Raw genomic sequence first — 16,503 nt, 5'->3', positions numbered from 1 at the left:
CGCTCTCGCCGCTCAGCGAGTCGGAACGAAGTCCGGCGCCTCGTCCATGTCGCCGCTTTCCCCGGCCTTCACAGCGCGGCGGCCGAAGTAGACGATGTAGGACAAGAAGGCCACCTCGACGACGACGCCGATGCCGGCGCGCACGAACGTGGGCAGTCCGGACGGCGTCACCAACGCTTCGATCAACCCGGAAACCAGCAGCACCCCAACCAGGCCCACCGCCACCGAGACGACGGCCCGGCCCTGTTCGGCCAGCACCTGACCCCGCGGCCGGTCCCCGGGTGAGATCACCGACCACCCCAGCCGCATTCCCGTTGCGCCCGAGAGGAATACGGCAGTGAGCTCCAGCAGCCCGTGCGGGACTAACAGACCGAGCAGCAGCGCGCCCTTACCCGCCGGGAACATCAGGCCGGCGATGACGCCCAGGTTGGCGGCATTCTGCAGCAGCACCAACGGGATTGGCAGCCCCAGCAGCACCGACAGCGCGATGCATTGCGCGGAGACCCAGGAGTTGTTCACCCAGATCTGCAACGCGAACGCGGCGGCGGGATGTTCGCTGTAGTAGCCCTCGACGTCGTGATTGACCAATTCCTGGATTTCACTGGGTGTTCCGATGGCAGACTGCACGTCCGGGCTGCCGGCGACCCACAGTGCGACGATGACCACTACCGCGAAGAACGCCGCGGCCGTGGCAAGCCACCACCGCCAGGTGCGGTAGGCGACCACCGGGAAAGACACCGTCCAGAATCTGGTGAAGGCGCCGCTCAGCGGCGCATGGGCACCGGTCACCGCCGACCGCGCGCGCGCGACCAGGCTCGAGAGCCGGCCGATCAACACCGTGTCCGACGACGCCGAGCGCAGCATCGACAGGTGAGTGGAGACCCGTTGATAGAGCTCGACGAGTTCGTCGATCTCCGCACCGGACAGCGACCGGCGCCGGCCGATCAATCGGTCGAGGCGGTCCCAGGTAGGGCTATGGGCCAGCACGAATGCGTCGACATCCACCCCCGGCAGCCTAATCGCACCGCCGGCCGGTCAGCGTGCGCCCGGCCATCCGCACCCCAGCGGGTACCGTTCGAAGTTATGTCGGAGGTGGTGACCGGGGACGCCGTGGTGCTCGATGTGCAGATCGCCCAGTTGCCGGTGCGGACGTTGGGCGCGCTGATCGACATCACGGTCATGGTGATCGGCTACGTGCTCGGCCTGATGCTGTGGGCCGCCACCCTGTCCCAGTTCGACACCGCGCTGTCGAACGCGGTCCTGCTGATCTTCACCGTGCTGGTGATCGTCGGCTATCCGTTGATACTCGAAACGGCAACGCGGGGACGATCAGTGGGCAAGATCGCGATGGGCCTGCGCGTCGTTTCCGACGACGGTGGCCCAGAACGCTTCCGTCAGGCGTTGTTTCGCTCGCTGGCGGCGTTGGTGGAGATCTGGATGCTGTTCGGGAGCCCGGCCGTTATCTGCAGCATCTTGTCACCCAAGGCCAAACGGATCGGCGATGTCTTCGCCGGCACGGTGGTGATCAACGAACGCGGACCCCGACCAGGGCCCCCGCCGATGATGCCGCCGTCATTGGCGTGGTGGGCGGCGTCGCTCCAGCTGTCCGGCCTGTCCGCCGGCCAGGCCGAGGTTGCGCGTCAATTCCTTTCCAGGGCAACGCAACTCGACCGTCAGCTGCGCCTGCAGATGGCATACCGGATCGCCGGTGACGTGGTGGCCCACATCGCGCCGCCACCACCGCCGGGCGCACCCCCGGAACTGGTACTCGCCGCCGTCCTGGCCGAGCGGCATCGTCGGGAGCTGGCCCGGATGCGGCCGGCGATGCCCCCGCCCGGACAACCGCCGACGGGGACGCCGTCCGGCGGCGCATACCAGGGCCCCGGGGGCTGGGCCGGACCGCCGTGGGGTGCGGCACCGCAGCCGCCACCTCAAGCCGTCGAATGGCCCGAACGACCCGGCCTGTCGGGGTCGGCAGACGCCGGTGCGCCCGGGGGTTTCTCACTGCCGCGTTAGCCGGCCACGCTCGCGGCCATGAGCGCCACATCGGCAATCAGCAGGGCCCATCCGCATAGCGGAACCGCGATACCGCGCCGGCGTTTGGCGGTGAAGAACGAGACGACGATGACGACGAGCGCGACCGCGGGCGCACCGTAGAAAGCGACGCCGAAATCGATGCCGCCGTGGCCCAGGTTAGGGCAGGAACGGTCGCTGCAGCCGTCGGTACTCATGACAGCGCCGAGCGCGAAGAGCATCACGAGGGCCGCGCCGGGCACCGTCGACAGCGCCAGTCCCCAGTTGATCCACGGCCGGGAGTCGCGGCGCAGGCCCCCGGCGGGCCGCCCGGATGCGGCCGCACCTGCGCCTGCACCGCCGACCCTCAGGTTGTTGTCAGCGTCCATCTCGGTAGTGCCTACCCGTCGGCCGGGAATGCAAACCGCGCCGCCGCCCGGGCACCGTCAGCCGGTTTCCCCAGCTCAGAGGCTTCCGCGCGAGTAAATGCGAATATCGCGTTGCATCGCGTTATTTTTCGATATATCGTGATGCAACGAAGCGCACGACCAGTGCGCAACCCACAAACAGAACGAAGGACAACAAACATGACCAACCCATTCACTCCCCCCCAGGGACCATTCGCCGGTCGGCCCGGCTTCGGCTTTGGCTTCGGTTCCGGCCCCGTTGACCGGCGCGCGCTGCACGAGGCACGGCGCCAGGCCCGACGCGACTTCCGCGAACATCTGCGTGATCACGCCGGCGGCCACGACGGCCCGCTCGGCTTCGGTCCCGGCTTCGGGCCCGGCTTCGGTCCCGGCTTCGGACCGGGCTTCGGACCGGGCTTCGGTCCCGGATTCGGCTTCGGCGGCCGGCGCGGCGGACGCCGTGGCGGGTCCGGTCGCGGCAAGCGCGGTGACGTGCGGGCGGCCATCCTGACGCTGCTCGCCGAGCGGCCGATGCACGGCTACGAGATGATCCAGCAGATCGCCGAACGCAGCAACGGGCTCTGGAAGCCCAGCCCCGGTTCCGTTTACCCGACGCTGCAGCTGCTCGATGACGAAGGCCTGATCACCGCGAGCGAAACCGAAGGCAGCAAGAAGCTTTTCGAGCTGACCGAGCAGGGCCGTGCCGCGGCCGAAAAGGTCGAGACCCCGCCATGGGACGAGATCACCGAAGGCGCCGACCCGGGTCAGATGAGCCTGCGTGCTGCCGTAGGCCAATTGTTCGGCGCGGTCGCGCAGTCCGCGCACACCGCTTCCGCCGACCAGCAGCAGCGCATCGTCGACATCCTCAACAATGCGCGGCGTGAAATCTACGGCATCCTCGGCGAGGACTGAGCGCCTGCGGCGGACCCTGGATCAGGTTATCGAGACCCAATCCAGGGTCCGCTGCACCGCCTTTCGCCAGCCCGCGTACCCCGCGGCGCGCTGCTCGTCGTCCCATCCCGGCGTCCACCGCTTGTCCTCTTGCCAGTTGGCGCGCAGGTCGGCCGGATCGGACCAGAATCCCACCGCCAGACCCGCCGCGTAAGCGGCGCCGAGCGCGGTCGTCTCGGCGACCACCGGCCGCACCACGTCCACACCCAGCACATCGGCCTGGATCTGCATGCACAGCTCGTTACCGGTGATACCCCCGTCGACCTTCAAACGATCAAGGCGCACACCGGAATCCGCCGCCATGGCATCCACCACGTCGCGGCTCTGATAGCAGATGGCCTCCAGCGTTGCGCGTGCCAGGTGCGCGTTCGTATTGAAGCGCGACAGCCCCACGATCGCGCCGCGCGCATCGGATCGCCAGTAGGGCGCGAACAACCCGGAAAACGCGGGAACGAAATAGACTCCGCCGTTGTCGTCGACCTGGCGTGCCAGCGATTCGCTTTGCGAGGCACCGCTGATGATGCCCAGTTGGTCGCGCAGCCACTGCACAGCCGCACCGGTCACCGCGATCGAGCCCTCCAGCGCGTACACGGGATTGGCGTCGCCGAACTGATAGCAGACGGTGGTCAGTAACCCGTTGTCGGACCGCACGATCGTCTCGCCGGTGTTGAGCAACAGGAAATTGCCGGTGCCGTAGGTGTTTTTGGCCTCCCCCTCGGACAGACAGACCTGACCCACCATCGCCGCATGCTGATCACCGAGCATCGCGGTGACCCGTATCTCGCCCCCGGCCGGGCCCGTCTCCGTCGTCACGCCGTAGGGCCGGGGTGACGACGACGGGCCGATCGACGGCAACATCGCACGGGGAATGCAGAACAACGACAACAGCTCGTCGTCCCAGTCCAGGGTCTCGAGGTTCATCAGCATGGTCCGGCTGGCGTTGGTCACGTCGGTGACGTGGACGCCACCCCGCGGGCCCCCGGTCAGGTTCCACAACACCCAGGTGTCACAGGTGCCGAACAGCGCGTCACCGCTCTCGGCGGCCGCGCGCACCCCGTCGACGTTCTCGAGGATCCATTGCAGCTTGGCGCCGGAAAAGTAGGTGGCCGGCGGCAGCCCGGACTTGCGGCGGATCAGGTCACCGCGACCGTCGCGTTCCAGCGCCGACGCGATCCGGTCGGTGCGGGTGTCCTGCCAGACGATCGCGTTGCAATAGGGCCGCCCAGTCCTGCGGTTCCACACCATCGTCGTTTCGCGCTGGTTGGTAATGCCCAGCGCAGCAATGTTTTTCGTGGTCAGGTTGGCGCGGTTCAACACCGACGTCAGCACCGAGGAGGTGCGCTCCCAGATCTCGACCGGGTCGTGCTCTACCCAACCGGCGCGCGGCAGGATCTGTTCGTGCTCGAGTTGATGACGGGCCACTTCGGCGCCGTCGTGATCGAAGATCATGCAGCGGGTGCTGGTGGTCCCCTGGTCGATGGCGGCGACGAACTCGGCCAACTGATCTCCTCCACCCATGCGCTCGAACCACGTTTACGTCAAAAGTCCATCATGGTCTACCCGCCGGGAGCTTGCGTTACGGACGGTAACCCTGTTGCATCTGCGTTGTGGGCGAAGAGGTCAAGCGCACCACGTACGACAGCGCTCATAGACGGGAATACCGGCGCAAGGTACAGCTGTGCCTGGACGCCTTCGAGACGATGCTGGCCCAGTCATGCTTCGATGCCGGGCAGCCGCTGACCGGCATGGAGATCGAGTGTAACCTCGTCGACGCCGACTACCAGCCGGCCATGTCCAATCGCCACGTGCTCGACGCCATCGGCGATCCGGCGTATCAGACCGAATTGGGCGCCTACAACATCGAATTCAACGTTCCGCCGCACGCCCTGCCCGGACACACCGGGTTGGATCTCGAGGCCGAGGTGCGGGCCAGCCTGAACGACGCCGAGAACAAGGCCGGCGCCGCGGGCGGCGCCCACATCGTCATGATCGGCATCCTGCCCACGCTGATGCCTGAGCACCTCGACCACGGCTGGATGAGTGAGTCGACGCGCTACGCCGCCCTCAACGACTCGATCTTCACCGCCCGCGGCGAAGATATCCCGATCGACATCTCCGGCCCCGAGCCGCTGAGTTGGCACACCGCCACGATCGCACCCGAATCCGCATGCACCAGCATGCAATTGCATCTGCAGTTGGCGCCGGAGGCGTTCGCCGCCAACTGGAACGCGGCGCAGCTGTTGGCCGGCCCGCAGCTGGCGCTGGGGGCCAACTCGCCGTTCTTCTTCGGGCACCTGCTGTGGGCCGAGACCCGGATCGAATTGTTCACCCAGTCCACCGACACCAGACCCGAGGAGCTGAAGACTCAGGGGGTGCGCCCGCGGGTGTGGTTCGGTGAGCAGTGGATCAACTCCGTCCTCGACCTCTACCAGGAGAACATCCGCTACTTCGGCTCCCTGCTGCCCGAGGTGTCCGACGAGGACCCGGTCGCCGAACTCGCCGCCGGACGCATCCCGCAGCTCCACGAGCTGCGCCTGCACAACGGCACCGTGTACCGGTGGAACCGCCCGGTGTACGACGTGGTCGACGGCACGCCCCATCTGCGGCTGGAGAACCGGGTACTGCCCGCCGGGCCGACCGTCATCGACATGCTGGCGAATTCGGCCTTCTTCTACGGCGTGCTGCGCGGCCTGTCCGAAGCCGACCACCCCTTGTCGAACAGCATGGATTTCGCTGTGGCAGAAGTGAACTTCTTGGCCGCGGCCCGCTACGGCATCGACGCCCGGCAGCACTGGCCCGGGGTGGGCGAGGTGGGCGCCCGCGAGCTGGTGCTGGACACGCTGCTACCGATCGCCCACGACGGCTTGCGGTGCTGGGGCGTCGATGCCGAGGTGCGCGACCGGTTCCTCGGGGTCATCGAGGCCCGGGCCCGGGCCGGCCGCAACGGCGCCAGCTGGCAGGTGTCCACCGTGCGGGCACTGCAGGACGGCGGCATGAGCAGGCCCGCCGCGCTGGCCGAGATGCTGCGCCGGTACTGCCTGCACATGCACGCCAACGAGCCGGTGCACACCTGGGAGTAGCTTGGACCCATGTCGTCCGATCACGTGATGGACTGGGACAGCGCCTACCGCGAGCAGGCGCACTTCGAGGGGCCGCCACCGTGGAACATCGGTGAGCCGCAACCCGAACTGGCGGCGCTGCTCGAGGCCGGCCGGTTCCGCAGCGACGTGCTGGACGCCGGCTGCGGGTTCGCCGAGCTGTCGCTGGCCCTGGCCGACCAGGGTTACACCGTGGTCGGTGTCGACCTCACGCCCACCGCGGTCGCCGCGGCCACCGAAGCGGCGGCCGAGCGCGGCCTGACCACCGCCACTTTCGTGCAGGCCGACATCACGTCGTTCACCGGTTACGACGGACGGTTCTCCACCGTCGTCGACAGCACGCTGTTCCACTCGCTTCCCGTCGAGGGCCGCGAAGGCTACCTGAGCTCGATACACCGCGCGGCCGCGCCGGGCGCCGGACTATTCATCCTGGTGTTCGCCAAGGGCGCCTTCCCGGCCGAGATGCAGCCGAAGCCGAACGAGGTCGACGAGGACGAGCTGCGCGACGCGGTGAGCAAGTACTGGGAGGTCGACGAGATCCGCCCCTCCTTCATCCTCTCGAATGCCGTCGGAATCCCCGATGCGCCATTCGAATTCCCCCAACACGAGCGCGACGAAAAGGGCCGGATGAAGATGCCGGCCTACCTGTTGACGGCGCGCAAAGCCGGTTAGCCTGTCGCCGCGCCCGCGGCGATGAGCGCCTCGGCGAAGGTCTCCAGGTCGTCCGCCGTGGTGTCCAGGTGCGGCGAGATCCGCAGCACCGGTGCCGTCAGTTCCAGAGGCGCCCGCTGCACACCGGCGAACGTGGTCAGGATCCGCCGCTCGGACAGCAGCCAGGCCCGCACCGCCTGCGGGTCGGCGCCCTCGGTCGGCGCCAAAGTGGTGATGGCACTGGGCTCTTCGGCCTCCTCGACCACCGCCCAGCCGGCCACGTCGGCCAGCACCGCACGACTCGCGGCGCCCAGTTCGGCCAGACGCGCGTACACGGTCTGCGGCCCGTAGGCCAGGTGCTCGCCCAGCGCTAGCGAAAACCCCACGCGTGCAGCGACGTTGGCTTCACCGAATTCCAGCTGCTCGGCCACCGTCGGACCGCCATCCTTCCTGGCCCAGTCCGGCGCGGCCAGCCGCGGGCGCAGGGTTTCCATCAGCTCCCGGCGCACGCCCAGGATCCCGACACCGCGCGGCCCGGCGATCCACTTGCGCGACGAGGAATAGGTCACATCGGCGCCCACCGCGCAGTCCACCTGGCCCAGCGCCTGGGCCGCGTCGACGACAAGCGGCAGCCCCAACTCCCGGCAGAGCTGGGCGATCATCGGAACTGGTTGCACCACACCGCAATGGCTGGCCACCGCGGTCAGGTGCACCAGATCCGGTGGATCGGTCTGCAAAGCCAGCGCCGCGTCGTCGATGGCGAGGCGGCCGTCGTCCAGGGTGGGCAGCAGCTGCCGCTCGAACCCATGCGCGGCCATCACGGCCAGGTTGGGCCCGTACTCGCCGGGCAGGCAGGCCAGCTTTCTGCGCTGCGCCGGCCAGCTGCCCAGCAGCAGGTCCAGGGCGTGCAGCGAACCGGTGGTGAAAACCACTCGCGCGTCGGTCATTCCGGTCAGCGCGGCGAACGCGATCCGGCCGGCGTCGAGCAGCGCCGTGGCCGCCTCCGCCGCCACGTAGCCGCCAACCTCGGACTCATTGCGGGCGTGCTGCGCGGTCGCCTCGATCACCGCGAGGCTCTGCCGCGAACACGCCGCGTTGTCCAGGTGCAGCCCGGCCATCGGCGGGCGCGCCGCGCGCCATCGGCCGGCCAGCGCGTCGCCGGTCACTTCACGGCCAACGACAACCCGAAGTCACCCGCCGCGTCGGCCCACCACCGGGTGCGACGCAATCCCGCGGCGAGTAATTCGCCAGTCACCTTGTCGGCGTGGAACTTACACGACACCTCGGTCAGCATCTCCTCGCCGGCGTCGAAATCGACGGTCAGTTCGAGCGCGCCGACCCACACCCGCTGGCGACGTTCGGACCGCAGCCACATCTCGATGCGCTCTTCCGCCGCATTCCAGCGCGCCACGTGCCGGTAGGCATCGACGTCGAAATCGGCCTCGAGCTCCCGGTTCACCACCGCGAGCACATTGCGGTTGAACGCCGCCGTCACCCCGGCGGCGTCGTCATAGGCACGCACCAGCCGCTCGGTGTCCTTGACCAGGTCCGTGCCCAGCAGCAGGCTGTCGCCCGGCCGCATCTGCGCCGACAGCGCGGCCAGGAATGCCGCGCGGGGACCGGGCGTGAGGTTGCCGATCGTCGAGCCCAAGAACACGAACAGCCGTCGGCCGCCCTCCGGGATCTCCGTCAGGTGCTCCTCGAAATCGCCGCAGACGGCCTTGATCTCGATTCCCGCGTACTCCCGCTGAATGGCCGTCGCGGCCGTCGACAGGATGCCGGCGTCGACGTCGAACGGGACGAACCTGCGCAGCGAACCCCGGTCGCGCAGGGCGTCGAGCAACAGCCGGGTCTTCTCCGAGGTCCCGCTGCCCAACTCCACCAGGGTGTCGGCCGCGCTGGCCGATGCGACTTCGGCCGCGCGGGCGCGCAAGATCTCGGCTTCGGCACGCGTCGGGTAGTACTCCGGCAACCGGGTGATCTGGTCGAACAGATCACTGCCCACGGAATCGTAAAACCACTTGGGCGGCAATGTCTTCGGCGTCTTCCGCAGGCCGTCCAGCACATCGCGGCACAGCGCGTGGTACGCCGAGTCGGCGGCCAGGTGGTTCGACAGCGACAGCGTCATCAAGATCCTCTCGACCGATCCAGCGGCGTCAGCGTGACGCCGTTGCCAGTGACTTCGACAAGATGGCGGTCCGGCACGTCCTCCCAGTCGGAGTCGTTGTCATAGGGCTCGCTGGCCAGGACCACACCGTCCGGGCGGCGCAGGATGGACAGCGTGTCGCCCCAGGCCGTCGCCAGCATGCGGGATCCGTCGGCGGCCAATATATTCAGTCGCGCGCGTGGGTCCAAAGCGCCGATCTCGGTGATGGTGTCTCCCAGCGAGTCCAGGCCCCGCTCGAAAAGGGTGGCCGCGAGTATCGCGCTGTCACAGACCGATTCGGCCCGCGATGTCGCCGGCAACACCGCCCGGTCGACGATTCCGTTGTGCGACACCAGCCACCGCCCATCGGTGAACGGCGCGGTCGCGCTGGTCTCGATCGGCATGCCGACCGTCGCCGAGCGCACCGCGGCCACCACACAGTGGCCGCGCAGCGCGGGGGCGACGGACTCGAACGACACGTCGCCCCACAGCGGCGCCGGGCTTCGCCAGCGACGCGGCACACCGTCGGCGTCGAAAAACCCGACGCCCCAACCGTCGGCGTTGAGTAGACAGTGCTTCTGGCGGCGCGGCGCGTAGGACTGCACGCGCAGGCCGAACGGCGGATCGAGCACCAGCGAGGAAACCGTGACGCCGGTCCCCAGCCACCCCAGGTGCCGGCACATCAGGCGGGACCCCCGACGTCGCCGACGTCCCAGGCCAACCGGACGCCGGAGAAGATCTGGCGACGGTAGGGATGATCCCAGTTGCGGAAGCTCGGCCGGATGATGCCCGGCTCCACGGCCCACGAGCCGCCGCGCAGCACCCGGTAATCGCCCTCGAAGAAGGGCTGCGAATACCGCTCGTAGAGCATCGGGGTGAAGCCCGGCCAGGGCCGCAGCGGCGAGGCGGTCCACTCCCAGACCTCGCCGAGCATCTGCTCGGCGCCGCAGGCCGACGCGCCGGCCGGATAGGCCCCGACCGGCGCGGGGCGCAACGCCGTGCCGCCCAGATTGGCCAGCGCCGCGCTCGGGTTGTCCCCTCCCCAGGGGTAACGGCGCCGGGTGCTGGTCGACGGATCCCAGCTGCAGGCCTTCTCCCACTCCATCTCGGTGGGCAGCCGGGCACCGGCCCAGGCCGCGTACGCCTCGGCCTCGAAATAGCTGATGTGTTGCACGGGCTCGAGGGCCGGGATGTCCTCGACGTGGCCGAACCGGGTGCGGGTCGTGGCGTCGGAACTCCAGAACTGCGGCGCGGTCAGCCCCGCGACCTGGCGGTGCTGCCAGCCGCGTTCCGACCACCAGCGCGGCTGATCGTAGCCGCCGTCCTCGACGAATCGGCGCCATTCGCCGTTGGTGACGGGGACCCGCCCGATCCGGAACGCGGGCAGGTCGACGACGTGCGCGGGACGTTCGTTGTCCAACGAGTGCGGTTCACCGGCGGCGTCCACGCCGAGGACGAACTCCCCGCCGGGCACCAGCACCGACGTGCCGGCCAGCCCGTCTCGGCCGGCCGGCAGCGGCGACGCGTCCCGCAGCAGCGGTGCGCCGCTGCGCAGATTCAATGCCTGCAGCATGGTTTCGTCGTGCTGGTTTTCGTGGCTGACCACCATCGCGTACGCGAAGGCCGCCTGGTCACCGGCGGGATCGTTGGGCAGCGCGTCGAGGGCATCGAGCACCGCGGAGCGCACGGTCCGGCAATAGGCCCGCGCGTGGTCCGGCGACAGCAGCGGCAGGTCGACCCGGCTGGCGCGGGAATGCACGAAGGCGTCGTAGAGCCCCTCGACGGCGGGCGCCAGCATGCCCGGGCGCGCGGGATCACCACCCCGCAGCAGCCAGAACTCCTCCTGCTGGCCGATGTGCGCCAGGTCCCACACCAACGGGCTCATCAACGGGTCGTACTGCCGATAGAGCTCGGCGTCGTCGAACTCGACCAGCCGCAGGGTCCGTGCGCGCGTCCGCGCCAGATCGTCGGCGATGCCCTGCCGCGACGTCACGACGGGCCCTGGGAGCACCGCGCCGCCTCCGAGACCGCGGCCAGCAGGCCGTGCTCGATCACCTGATCGGCGAAATCGTCGCCGGGACAGCGGCCCTGCTCGACCATGCGGACCAACCGGGCCATCGAATCGCCGAGCTCGGCAGGTGCGTTCTCGGCCGCGACGGCCACACACTCGTTGGCCGCCGCGTACAACCGCCGGTCCCGCAGCCCCACCCGGGCCGCCGTGTCCCACGCGGTCGCCACCGGCGCGACCGCCGCGGCCGCGACGTCGGCCGCTGCCTGGTCATCAAGCAGGACGGCCAGGGTGAACGCCACGGCGGGCCACAACGCCTCCGGCACGCTGTCCAGATAGCGGATCTCCAGCCACTGCCGGGGCCGCACCGGGGGGAACAGCGTGGTCAGGTGGTACTCCAGGTCGGCGACGCTCGGGCGGCGATCGCCGAGCAGCACCCGGCCGTCGACCCAGTCGGCAAACGGCACCCACCGTGTGACGGCCTCGGCGTCGGGGTTGTGCACCAGCATCACCGGGGCCTTCAGCGCGTAGCGCGCCCAGTCGGTGCCCGGGTCGTCGCCGCTGGCCCCCAGGATGGGTCCGCAGCGCGCCGAGTCCATCCGGCCCCACACCCGCTGCCGGCTCGACACCCACCCGGTGAAGTCGCCGTCCAGCATGGGCGAGTTGGCGGTGATCGCAATCATGGTGGGCCCCAAGGCATGTGCCAGACGCACCCGCGCCGCCCAGCCGTCCCGCGGCCCGGCATCCAGGTTGACCTGAATCGACGCGGTGGACGTCATCATCGCCGCTCCCGCTTCCCCGGACTGGCTGGTCGCGAAGAACCGTTCCATGGCGCGGTACCGGGCGCCGGGGTTGATGCGCTGGGGCGGGCGCAGCGGGTCGGCACCGAGAAAGACCAGGCCCAGCCCGGCCTCGGCAAACGCCGGCTGGAGCACAGCCTGATCGAGGCGCATGGCGTCGATCGCGGCCACGACGCCGTCGGCGGGCGGCCCGGACAGTTCGACGGCGCCACCCGGTTCCACGGTGATCCGGCTGCCACCCGGCAGCGCGGGCAGCGCGCCGAGGACGGCGCCGATCTCACCCCAGCTCGGGCGGCGGTGCGGATTGGCCGGGTCGTGGCAGTGGGCCTCCAACTCGAGGCCGACGCGGCCCAGCGGCCCGTCCACCAGACATCCCTCGGCGACGTAGTGCGCGACGGCAACGGAGTCTGCCAGCTCCGTGATGTTCAGTTCGGCAGCGGGATCGACACCGGCCACCGGCGTGCCCGGCTGCGAAGCCGCGGCGGTGATCGGCGCGAACGTCATATCACGATCCCTTCGGGCCCGGACAAGCCTGAGAATGCACCTGCGGACCGCTTCTTTGCGCAGCCAATCGGACGGTAACCGGCACTTCTTCGTCTAGTGCTTCATCTATCAGACGCCCCCGACATATTCCCTTCTGAGCGGTCCCGGACACCCGGGGGAGACGGATACCCAATCGCCCGACTATTGACCCAGGGCGTTCTGCATCGCCCCTGCCAGCACGTTCACCGCGGGCCCGGCGTTGCCGGACTGGCACACTTTCGCCTGCAGCAACACGTTTTCGCGCAGCCTGGTCTGATTGAAGCACCGGCGATCGGTGCCCGCCTCCTGCTTGGTCCAGTTCTCGTCGGCCGGACCGGCCGGGCCGCCGTCGAACGACCACACCTGCGTGCTGCCGTTGTCCAAATGGATCGCGGTGCTCTGTCCCGAACACCCCACCGTTCGATCCACCACCCGATGGAAGGCCCGGCCCGCGGCGTCGTTGGTGGCGAACACCCCGACGGCCTGTTTGACCAGATGCGTCTGGTCGGTAGCCGACGTCTGGGTCAGGGCGCCGTTGAACGACGCCAGGTCGGGATCGTTGTACACCTCGGGCAAACCGATGTCGGCCCAGTTGTTGCACTCCGGGATGTCCACCCAGTCACCCTGCCCGGGCTGGGTGAACACCGACTCAAACCCCATGGGCCCGCCGACGATGTTGCCGACCGACCCCTTGCCCAGGACGGCGTAGTTCACCACGCCCGGCTCCGACGGGTGCGCGGTCGCGACCGGACATATGGCCGCCGCCCCCGCCAGAGTCAGGCCGATGGCCAGCACGGCCCCCCGCAGTTGGGCACCCCGCATGGTCATGCAGCGATCATGCCAGGCGCACCGGCGCGCGGTCAGCCCCCGTTGCCCCGGACGCCTTCCTCGACCTTCTTGCCGAGATCGGGATCGACGTTGCGCCAATACTCGAACACCCGCGACAGCACCGGCTCCTTGACGCCCTGGGATACATGGCCAATGATGTTGTGCGCCAAGCGTTCCCTGGCTTCATCATCGAGGACTTCGCGGACCATGGTGCCGGCCTGCCCCCAGTCGTCGTCCTCCGCGTGCAGCGTGTACGCCGAACGGACCATGTCGCCGTCGGCGTGCCAACGAATCTCGGCGGCGCGCGCCGGGTCGGCGTGCGGCCCGCCGTAGGAGTTGGGCGCGTACACGGGGTCCGAAACGTTCGTCATCCGCATGGCGCCGTCTTTGGAGTAGCTGTTCACCTCGACCCGCGGGGTGTTGACCGGGATCTGCCGGTAGTTGGCCCCCAGCCGGGCGCGATGCGCGTCGGAGTAGGAGAAGCCGCGCGCCTGCAGCATCTTGTCCGGGCTCAACCCGGTTCCGGGCACGGTGTTGTTCGGCTCGAAGGCCGCCTGCTCGATCTCGGTGTGGTAATCGGTGACGTTGCGGTTCAGCGTCATCGTGCCGACGTCGATCAACGGGTAGTCGCTGTGCGGCCACACCTTGGTCAGATCGAACGGGTTGAACCGGTAATTCTTGGCCTCCTGGTACGGCATGATCTGCATCTTCAGCGTCCAGCTCGGGTAATCCCCGCCTTCGATCGACTCGAACAGGTCGCGCTGGTGATAGTCGCCGTCCTCGCCGGCCAACCGGTCGCCGTCCTCCTGGGTCAAGAACTCGATGCCCTGATCGGTGATGAAGTGGTATTTCACCCAGAAGATCTCGCCGCCGGCGTTGATCCAGCTGTAGGTGTGGCTGCTGTAGCCGTTCATGTTCCGCCAGGACTTCGGGATTCCCCGGTCGCCCATCAACCAGGTCACCTGGTGCGCAGATTCCGGGGACAGGCTCCAGAAATCCCACTGCATGTTGTGGTCGCGCACGTTGCTTGCCTGCAAGCGCTTCTGGGACCGGATGAAATGCTGAAACTTCAGCGGGTCACGCATGAAGAAGACCGGGGTGTTGTTGCCGACGAGGTCGAAATTGCCTTCGCCGGTATAGAACTTCAGCGCGAAGCCCCGCGGGTCGCGCCAGGTGTCCGGGCTGCCGCGTTCGCCCGCAACGGTGGAGAACCTGGCCAGCATCTCCGTTTTGGTGCCGGGCTGGAACACCGCGGCCCTGGTGTACTTGCTGACATCGTTGGTCACTTCGAAATGACCATGTGCGCCACCGCCTTTGGCGTGCGGCTGGCGCTCCGGGATGCGTTCCCGGTTGAACTGCGCCATCTGCTCGATCAGGTAGTGGTCCTGCAGCAGAATCGGGCCGTCGGGACCGATCGTCAGCGACTCATCGTCGCTCGGCGCAGCGATACCGGCGTCTGTCGTGGTGAAACGATCCGTCATCAGGCACTCTCCTCGTCACCGGACTGCGGGCCACGGTAGCCGATGGCGCACACCGCGATAGCGAAACCGCTTGCGCATGAAGCGTTCTCGGTATCGCAGTGCGCGCCCCGGATCTTGCGGCCTGTAATCGAGTATTCCCCTCGTCTTGATCTCGTCAAGAAGTGCAGGCGGCCTACGATCGGCTACCCACTACGGGTTAGTACCCACTCCGGGCGTGACTTAAGAGCTCAAACGATCCCCGTCAGGGGCGCGGCGCGGGTGGGCCGGGGGCCGGGCTGACCGGCGGCTGTCCGGGGCCGCTGACGCCCGGGCCCGCGACCGGTCCACCGGGACCGCCCGGACCGCCGGGGGGCATCGGCACGATCAGTCCCGGACCGCCGGGCCCGTATCCCCACGGTCCGTTGTCGGGTCCCGGACCGCCGGGGCCGCCATACCACGGTCCGTAGCCGCCGGGACCGCCGTACTGTCCAGGACCGTTACCCGGCCCGGGACCCCCCGGGCCTCCCCACGGTCCATTGCCCGGTCCTGGGCCGCCGGGGTGGAACATGCCGTGGTGATGGTGCCAGGGGTGCTGTTGCTTCCAGATGAAGGCACCCACGAAGAACACCGACGAGAGGATGAAGACGATGCCCGCGACGATCACCACCCAGGCCGCCGCCGTGTAGAGCCGCGGCGGCCTCACTTCGTGCGGGGGTGGTGGCGGCGCGGCGACTGCCGTGGCCGGTGCCGGCTCGTGGGTGGGCTCAACTGGTGGTTCGGGTGTCTCGCTCATGCCTTGCCATACTGCCCCGCATCGCGGGCCCCTAACAGGCCCCGGCCACAAAAGTTTGGTGAATCGAGATGCGGTGGTTAGGCGCCGGTGACCACAAACGACAGGTGGCCCGGCACTCGGGTGGAGTGCCGGGCCACTGGTGGATGACGGTGTCAGTTGGTCAGCACGATGATGCTCGGGACCTGTCCAGGCGCGCCGTGCGCGGTGGCCGCGGAGTGGAAGACCGACGGCGGAAGCTGGCCGGGGGCCATGCCGCTGGGCCGCACGCCCGACGCCGGCGGAGCTGTGGTGGCTCCCGGACCGTTCGGGCCACCGGGTCCACCCGGTCCGCCCGGTCCGCCCGGTCCGCCCGGTCCGCCGAAGTTGCCCGGACCGCCGGGACCGTGGTGGTGAACCATCGCGTGGTGGTGCTTGTGGTGGTGGCCGTGATGGCCGCCGCGGTGGCCGAGGATGAAGCCGGTGAAGAAGATGACCGCGATGATGAACACGATCCCGGCGACGATGGCGACCCACGCGGCGAGTTGGAAGACCCGCGGGGCCCGGTAGGCCGCTACCGCTTGCGCGGCGGCCGGTGCAGTTGCGGTGGAGTGCCGCACAGTGGGGGTTTCAGATGTTTCACTCATGAGACAAATGATGAAGCCGTTAACAGTAGTGGCGGCTATGCGCCACTTATGTAGCAGCTGTGAACCAAAAGCCCCGCTCAGCGGGTGAAAAGGTCACGCTGAGGGCCGTGGTCGCGCGGCCCCTCGGCCCGAACGCCTTTTACCCGCACCGTGGCAGCGTCGAGAGTCTCGAAAGTCGGCCGTGGTTTGCTGGGTGGTCGCGT

At 68.7% G+C, this 16,503-nt stretch carries 16 protein-coding genes; 4 read left to right on the top strand and 12 right to left on the bottom strand.

Translation table 11 applies throughout. The annotated features are described in order from the left end of the window. Window positions 1–12 precede the first annotated feature (12 nt). Window positions 13–1,005 (bottom strand): stage II sporulation protein M, encoded by a 993-nt coding sequence (locus tag OQ789_RS00145; protein WP_324682580.1) that lies wholly within the window; start codon window positions 1,003–1,005, stop codon window positions 13–15. Between the two features lie 78 nt (window positions 1,006–1,083). On the opposite strand from OQ789_RS00145, the gene OQ789_RS00140 reads away from it, so the two are divergent. Continuing rightward, window positions 1,084–2,016 (top strand): RDD family protein, encoded by a 933-nt coding sequence (locus OQ789_RS00140; RefSeq protein WP_324682578.1) that lies wholly within the window; start codon window positions 1,084–1,086, stop codon window positions 2,014–2,016. Here the strand turns inward: OQ789_RS00140 and OQ789_RS00135 are convergent. After that, window positions 2,013–2,402 carry a hypothetical protein gene (locus tag OQ789_RS00135; protein WP_324682577.1) on the bottom strand — a complete coding sequence of 130 codons (390 nt, stop codon included), beginning with the start codon at window positions 2,400–2,402 and terminating at the stop codon, window positions 2,013–2,015. The two genes, OQ789_RS00140 and OQ789_RS00135, sit on opposite strands and share 4 nt — an antisense overlap. A 198-nt stretch (window positions 2,403–2,600) precedes the next feature. Between OQ789_RS00135 and OQ789_RS00130 the strand changes: the two genes are divergently transcribed. Then, complete coding sequence (locus OQ789_RS00130; RefSeq protein WP_324682575.1) at window positions 2,601–3,332, top strand: PadR family transcriptional regulator; 732 nt, start codon at window positions 2,601–2,603, stop codon at window positions 3,330–3,332. Between the two features lie 21 nt (window positions 3,333–3,353). On the opposite strand, the gene glpK is transcribed toward OQ789_RS00130, so the two are convergent. Beyond that, window positions 3,354–4,889: a glycerol kinase GlpK gene (gene glpK / locus OQ789_RS00125; RefSeq protein ID WP_324682574.1), complete on the bottom strand. Its 1,536-nt coding sequence runs from the start codon at window positions 4,887–4,889 to the stop codon at window positions 3,354–3,356. Window positions 4,890–4,978: 89 nt separating this feature from the next. On the opposite strand from glpK, the gene OQ789_RS00120 reads away from it, so the two are divergent. Both OQ789_RS00120 and OQ789_RS00115 read left to right on the top strand, forming a co-directional pair. Next, window positions 4,979–6,451, top strand: a complete 1,473-nt coding sequence (locus OQ789_RS00120) for a glutamate--cysteine ligase (RefSeq protein ID WP_324682573.1) — start codon at window positions 4,979–4,981, stop codon at window positions 6,449–6,451. Window positions 6,452–6,460: 9 nt separating this feature from the next. Further along, window positions 6,461–7,141, top strand: coding sequence for a class I SAM-dependent methyltransferase (locus OQ789_RS00115; protein ID WP_324682571.1), 681 nt, complete (start codon window positions 6,461–6,463; stop codon window positions 7,139–7,141). Here OQ789_RS00115 and egtE read toward each other — a convergent pair. From egtE to OQ789_RS00070, 9 genes are all read right to left on the bottom strand, one after another. Next, entirely contained in the window at window positions 7,138–8,238 is a 1,101-nt protein-coding gene (gene egtE, locus OQ789_RS00110) for an ergothioneine biosynthesis PLP-dependent enzyme EgtE (RefSeq protein WP_324683320.1), read from the bottom strand. The two genes, OQ789_RS00115 and egtE, sit on opposite strands and share 4 nt — an antisense overlap. Window positions 8,239–8,282: 44 nt before the next feature. After that, complete coding sequence (gene egtD / locus OQ789_RS00105) at window positions 8,283–9,248, bottom strand: L-histidine N(alpha)-methyltransferase (RefSeq protein ID WP_324682569.1); 966 nt, start codon at window positions 9,246–9,248, stop codon at window positions 8,283–8,285. Beyond that, window positions 9,248–9,949: an ergothioneine biosynthesis protein EgtC gene (egtC, locus tag OQ789_RS00100; RefSeq protein ID WP_324682568.1), complete on the bottom strand. Its 702-nt coding sequence runs from the start codon at window positions 9,947–9,949 to the stop codon at window positions 9,248–9,250. The genes egtD and egtC overlap by 1 nt, the downstream gene beginning before the upstream one ends. Further along, window positions 9,949–11,259, bottom strand: a complete 1,311-nt coding sequence (gene egtB, locus OQ789_RS00095; RefSeq protein ID WP_324682566.1) for an ergothioneine biosynthesis protein EgtB — start codon at window positions 11,257–11,259, stop codon at window positions 9,949–9,951. Before egtB ends, egtC begins: the two co-directional genes overlap by 1 nt. After that, complete coding sequence (egtA, locus tag OQ789_RS00090) at window positions 11,256–12,578, bottom strand: ergothioneine biosynthesis glutamate--cysteine ligase EgtA (RefSeq protein ID WP_324682565.1); 1,323 nt, start codon at window positions 12,576–12,578, stop codon at window positions 11,256–11,258. Before egtA ends, egtB begins: the two co-directional genes overlap by 4 nt. Before the next feature lie 180 nt (window positions 12,579–12,758). Beyond that, window positions 12,759–13,418, bottom strand: coding sequence for a sensor domain-containing protein (locus tag OQ789_RS00085; RefSeq protein ID WP_420716023.1), 660 nt, complete (start codon window positions 13,416–13,418; stop codon window positions 12,759–12,761). A 38-nt stretch (window positions 13,419–13,456) separates the two neighbouring features. Then, the gene (locus tag OQ789_RS00080; RefSeq protein ID WP_324682561.1) at window positions 13,457–14,905 is read right to left on the bottom strand and encodes a catalase; all 1,449 of its coding nucleotides are present in this window, start codon (window positions 14,903–14,905) and stop codon (window positions 13,457–13,459) included. Between the two features lie 241 nt (window positions 14,906–15,146). Continuing rightward, a complete protein-coding gene (locus OQ789_RS00075) occupies window positions 15,147–15,677 on the bottom strand; it encodes a hypothetical protein (protein WP_324682559.1) in 531 nt (176 codons plus the stop codon). 152 nt (window positions 15,678–15,829) lie between these two features. Next, a complete protein-coding gene (locus OQ789_RS00070) occupies window positions 15,830–16,300 on the bottom strand; it encodes a hypothetical protein (protein ID WP_420716013.1) in 471 nt (156 codons plus the stop codon). Window positions 16,301–16,503 lie beyond the last annotated feature (203 nt).

Source organism: Mycobacterium sp. 94-17, from assembly GCF_035617725.1.
Lineage (GTDB): Bacteria > Actinomycetota > Actinomycetes > Mycobacteriales > Mycobacteriaceae > Mycobacterium.
This window is presented reverse-complemented; position numbering and strand designations above follow the sequence as displayed.

Coding starts and splice junctions, on each gene's coding strand:
- OQ789_RS00140 (WP_324682578.1), top strand. CDS start 1,084: ATGTCGGAGGTGGTGACCGGGGACGCCGTGGTGCTCGATGTGCAGATC.
- OQ789_RS00135 (WP_324682577.1), bottom strand. CDS start 2,402: ATGGACGCTGACAACAACCTGAGGGTCGGCGGTGCAGGCGCAGGTGCG.
- OQ789_RS00130 (WP_324682575.1), top strand. CDS start 2,601: ATGACCAACCCATTCACTCCCCCCCAGGGACCATTCGCCGGTCGGCCC.
- glpK (WP_324682574.1), bottom strand. CDS start 4,889: ATGGGTGGAGGAGATCAGTTGGCCGAGTTCGTCGCCGCCATCGACCAG.
- OQ789_RS00115 (WP_324682571.1), top strand. CDS start 6,461: ATGTCGTCCGATCACGTGATGGACTGGGACAGCGCCTACCGCGAGCAG.
- egtE (WP_324683320.1), bottom strand. CDS start 8,238: ATGGCCGGGCTGCACCTGGACAACGCGGCGTGTTCGCGGCAGAGCCTC.
- egtD (WP_324682569.1), bottom strand. CDS start 9,248: ATGACGCTGTCGCTGTCGAACCACCTGGCCGCCGACTCGGCGTACCAC.
- egtC (WP_324682568.1), bottom strand. CDS start 9,949: ATGTGCCGGCACCTGGGGTGGCTGGGGACCGGCGTCACGGTTTCCTCG.
- egtA (WP_324682565.1), bottom strand. CDS start 12,578: ATGACGTTCGCGCCGATCACCGCCGCGGCTTCGCAGCCGGGCACGCCG.
- OQ789_RS00085 (WP_420716023.1), bottom strand. CDS start 13,418: ATGCGGGGTGCCCAACTGCGGGGGGCCGTGCTGGCCATCGGCCTGACT.
- OQ789_RS00080 (WP_324682561.1), bottom strand. CDS start 14,905: ATGACGGATCGTTTCACCACGACAGACGCCGGTATCGCTGCGCCGAGC.
- OQ789_RS00075 (WP_324682559.1), bottom strand. CDS start 15,677: ATGAGCGAGACACCCGAACCACCAGTTGAGCCCACCCACGAGCCGGCA.
- OQ789_RS00070 (WP_420716013.1), bottom strand. CDS start 16,300: ATGAGTGAAACATCTGAAACCCCCACTGTGCGGCACTCCACCGCAACT.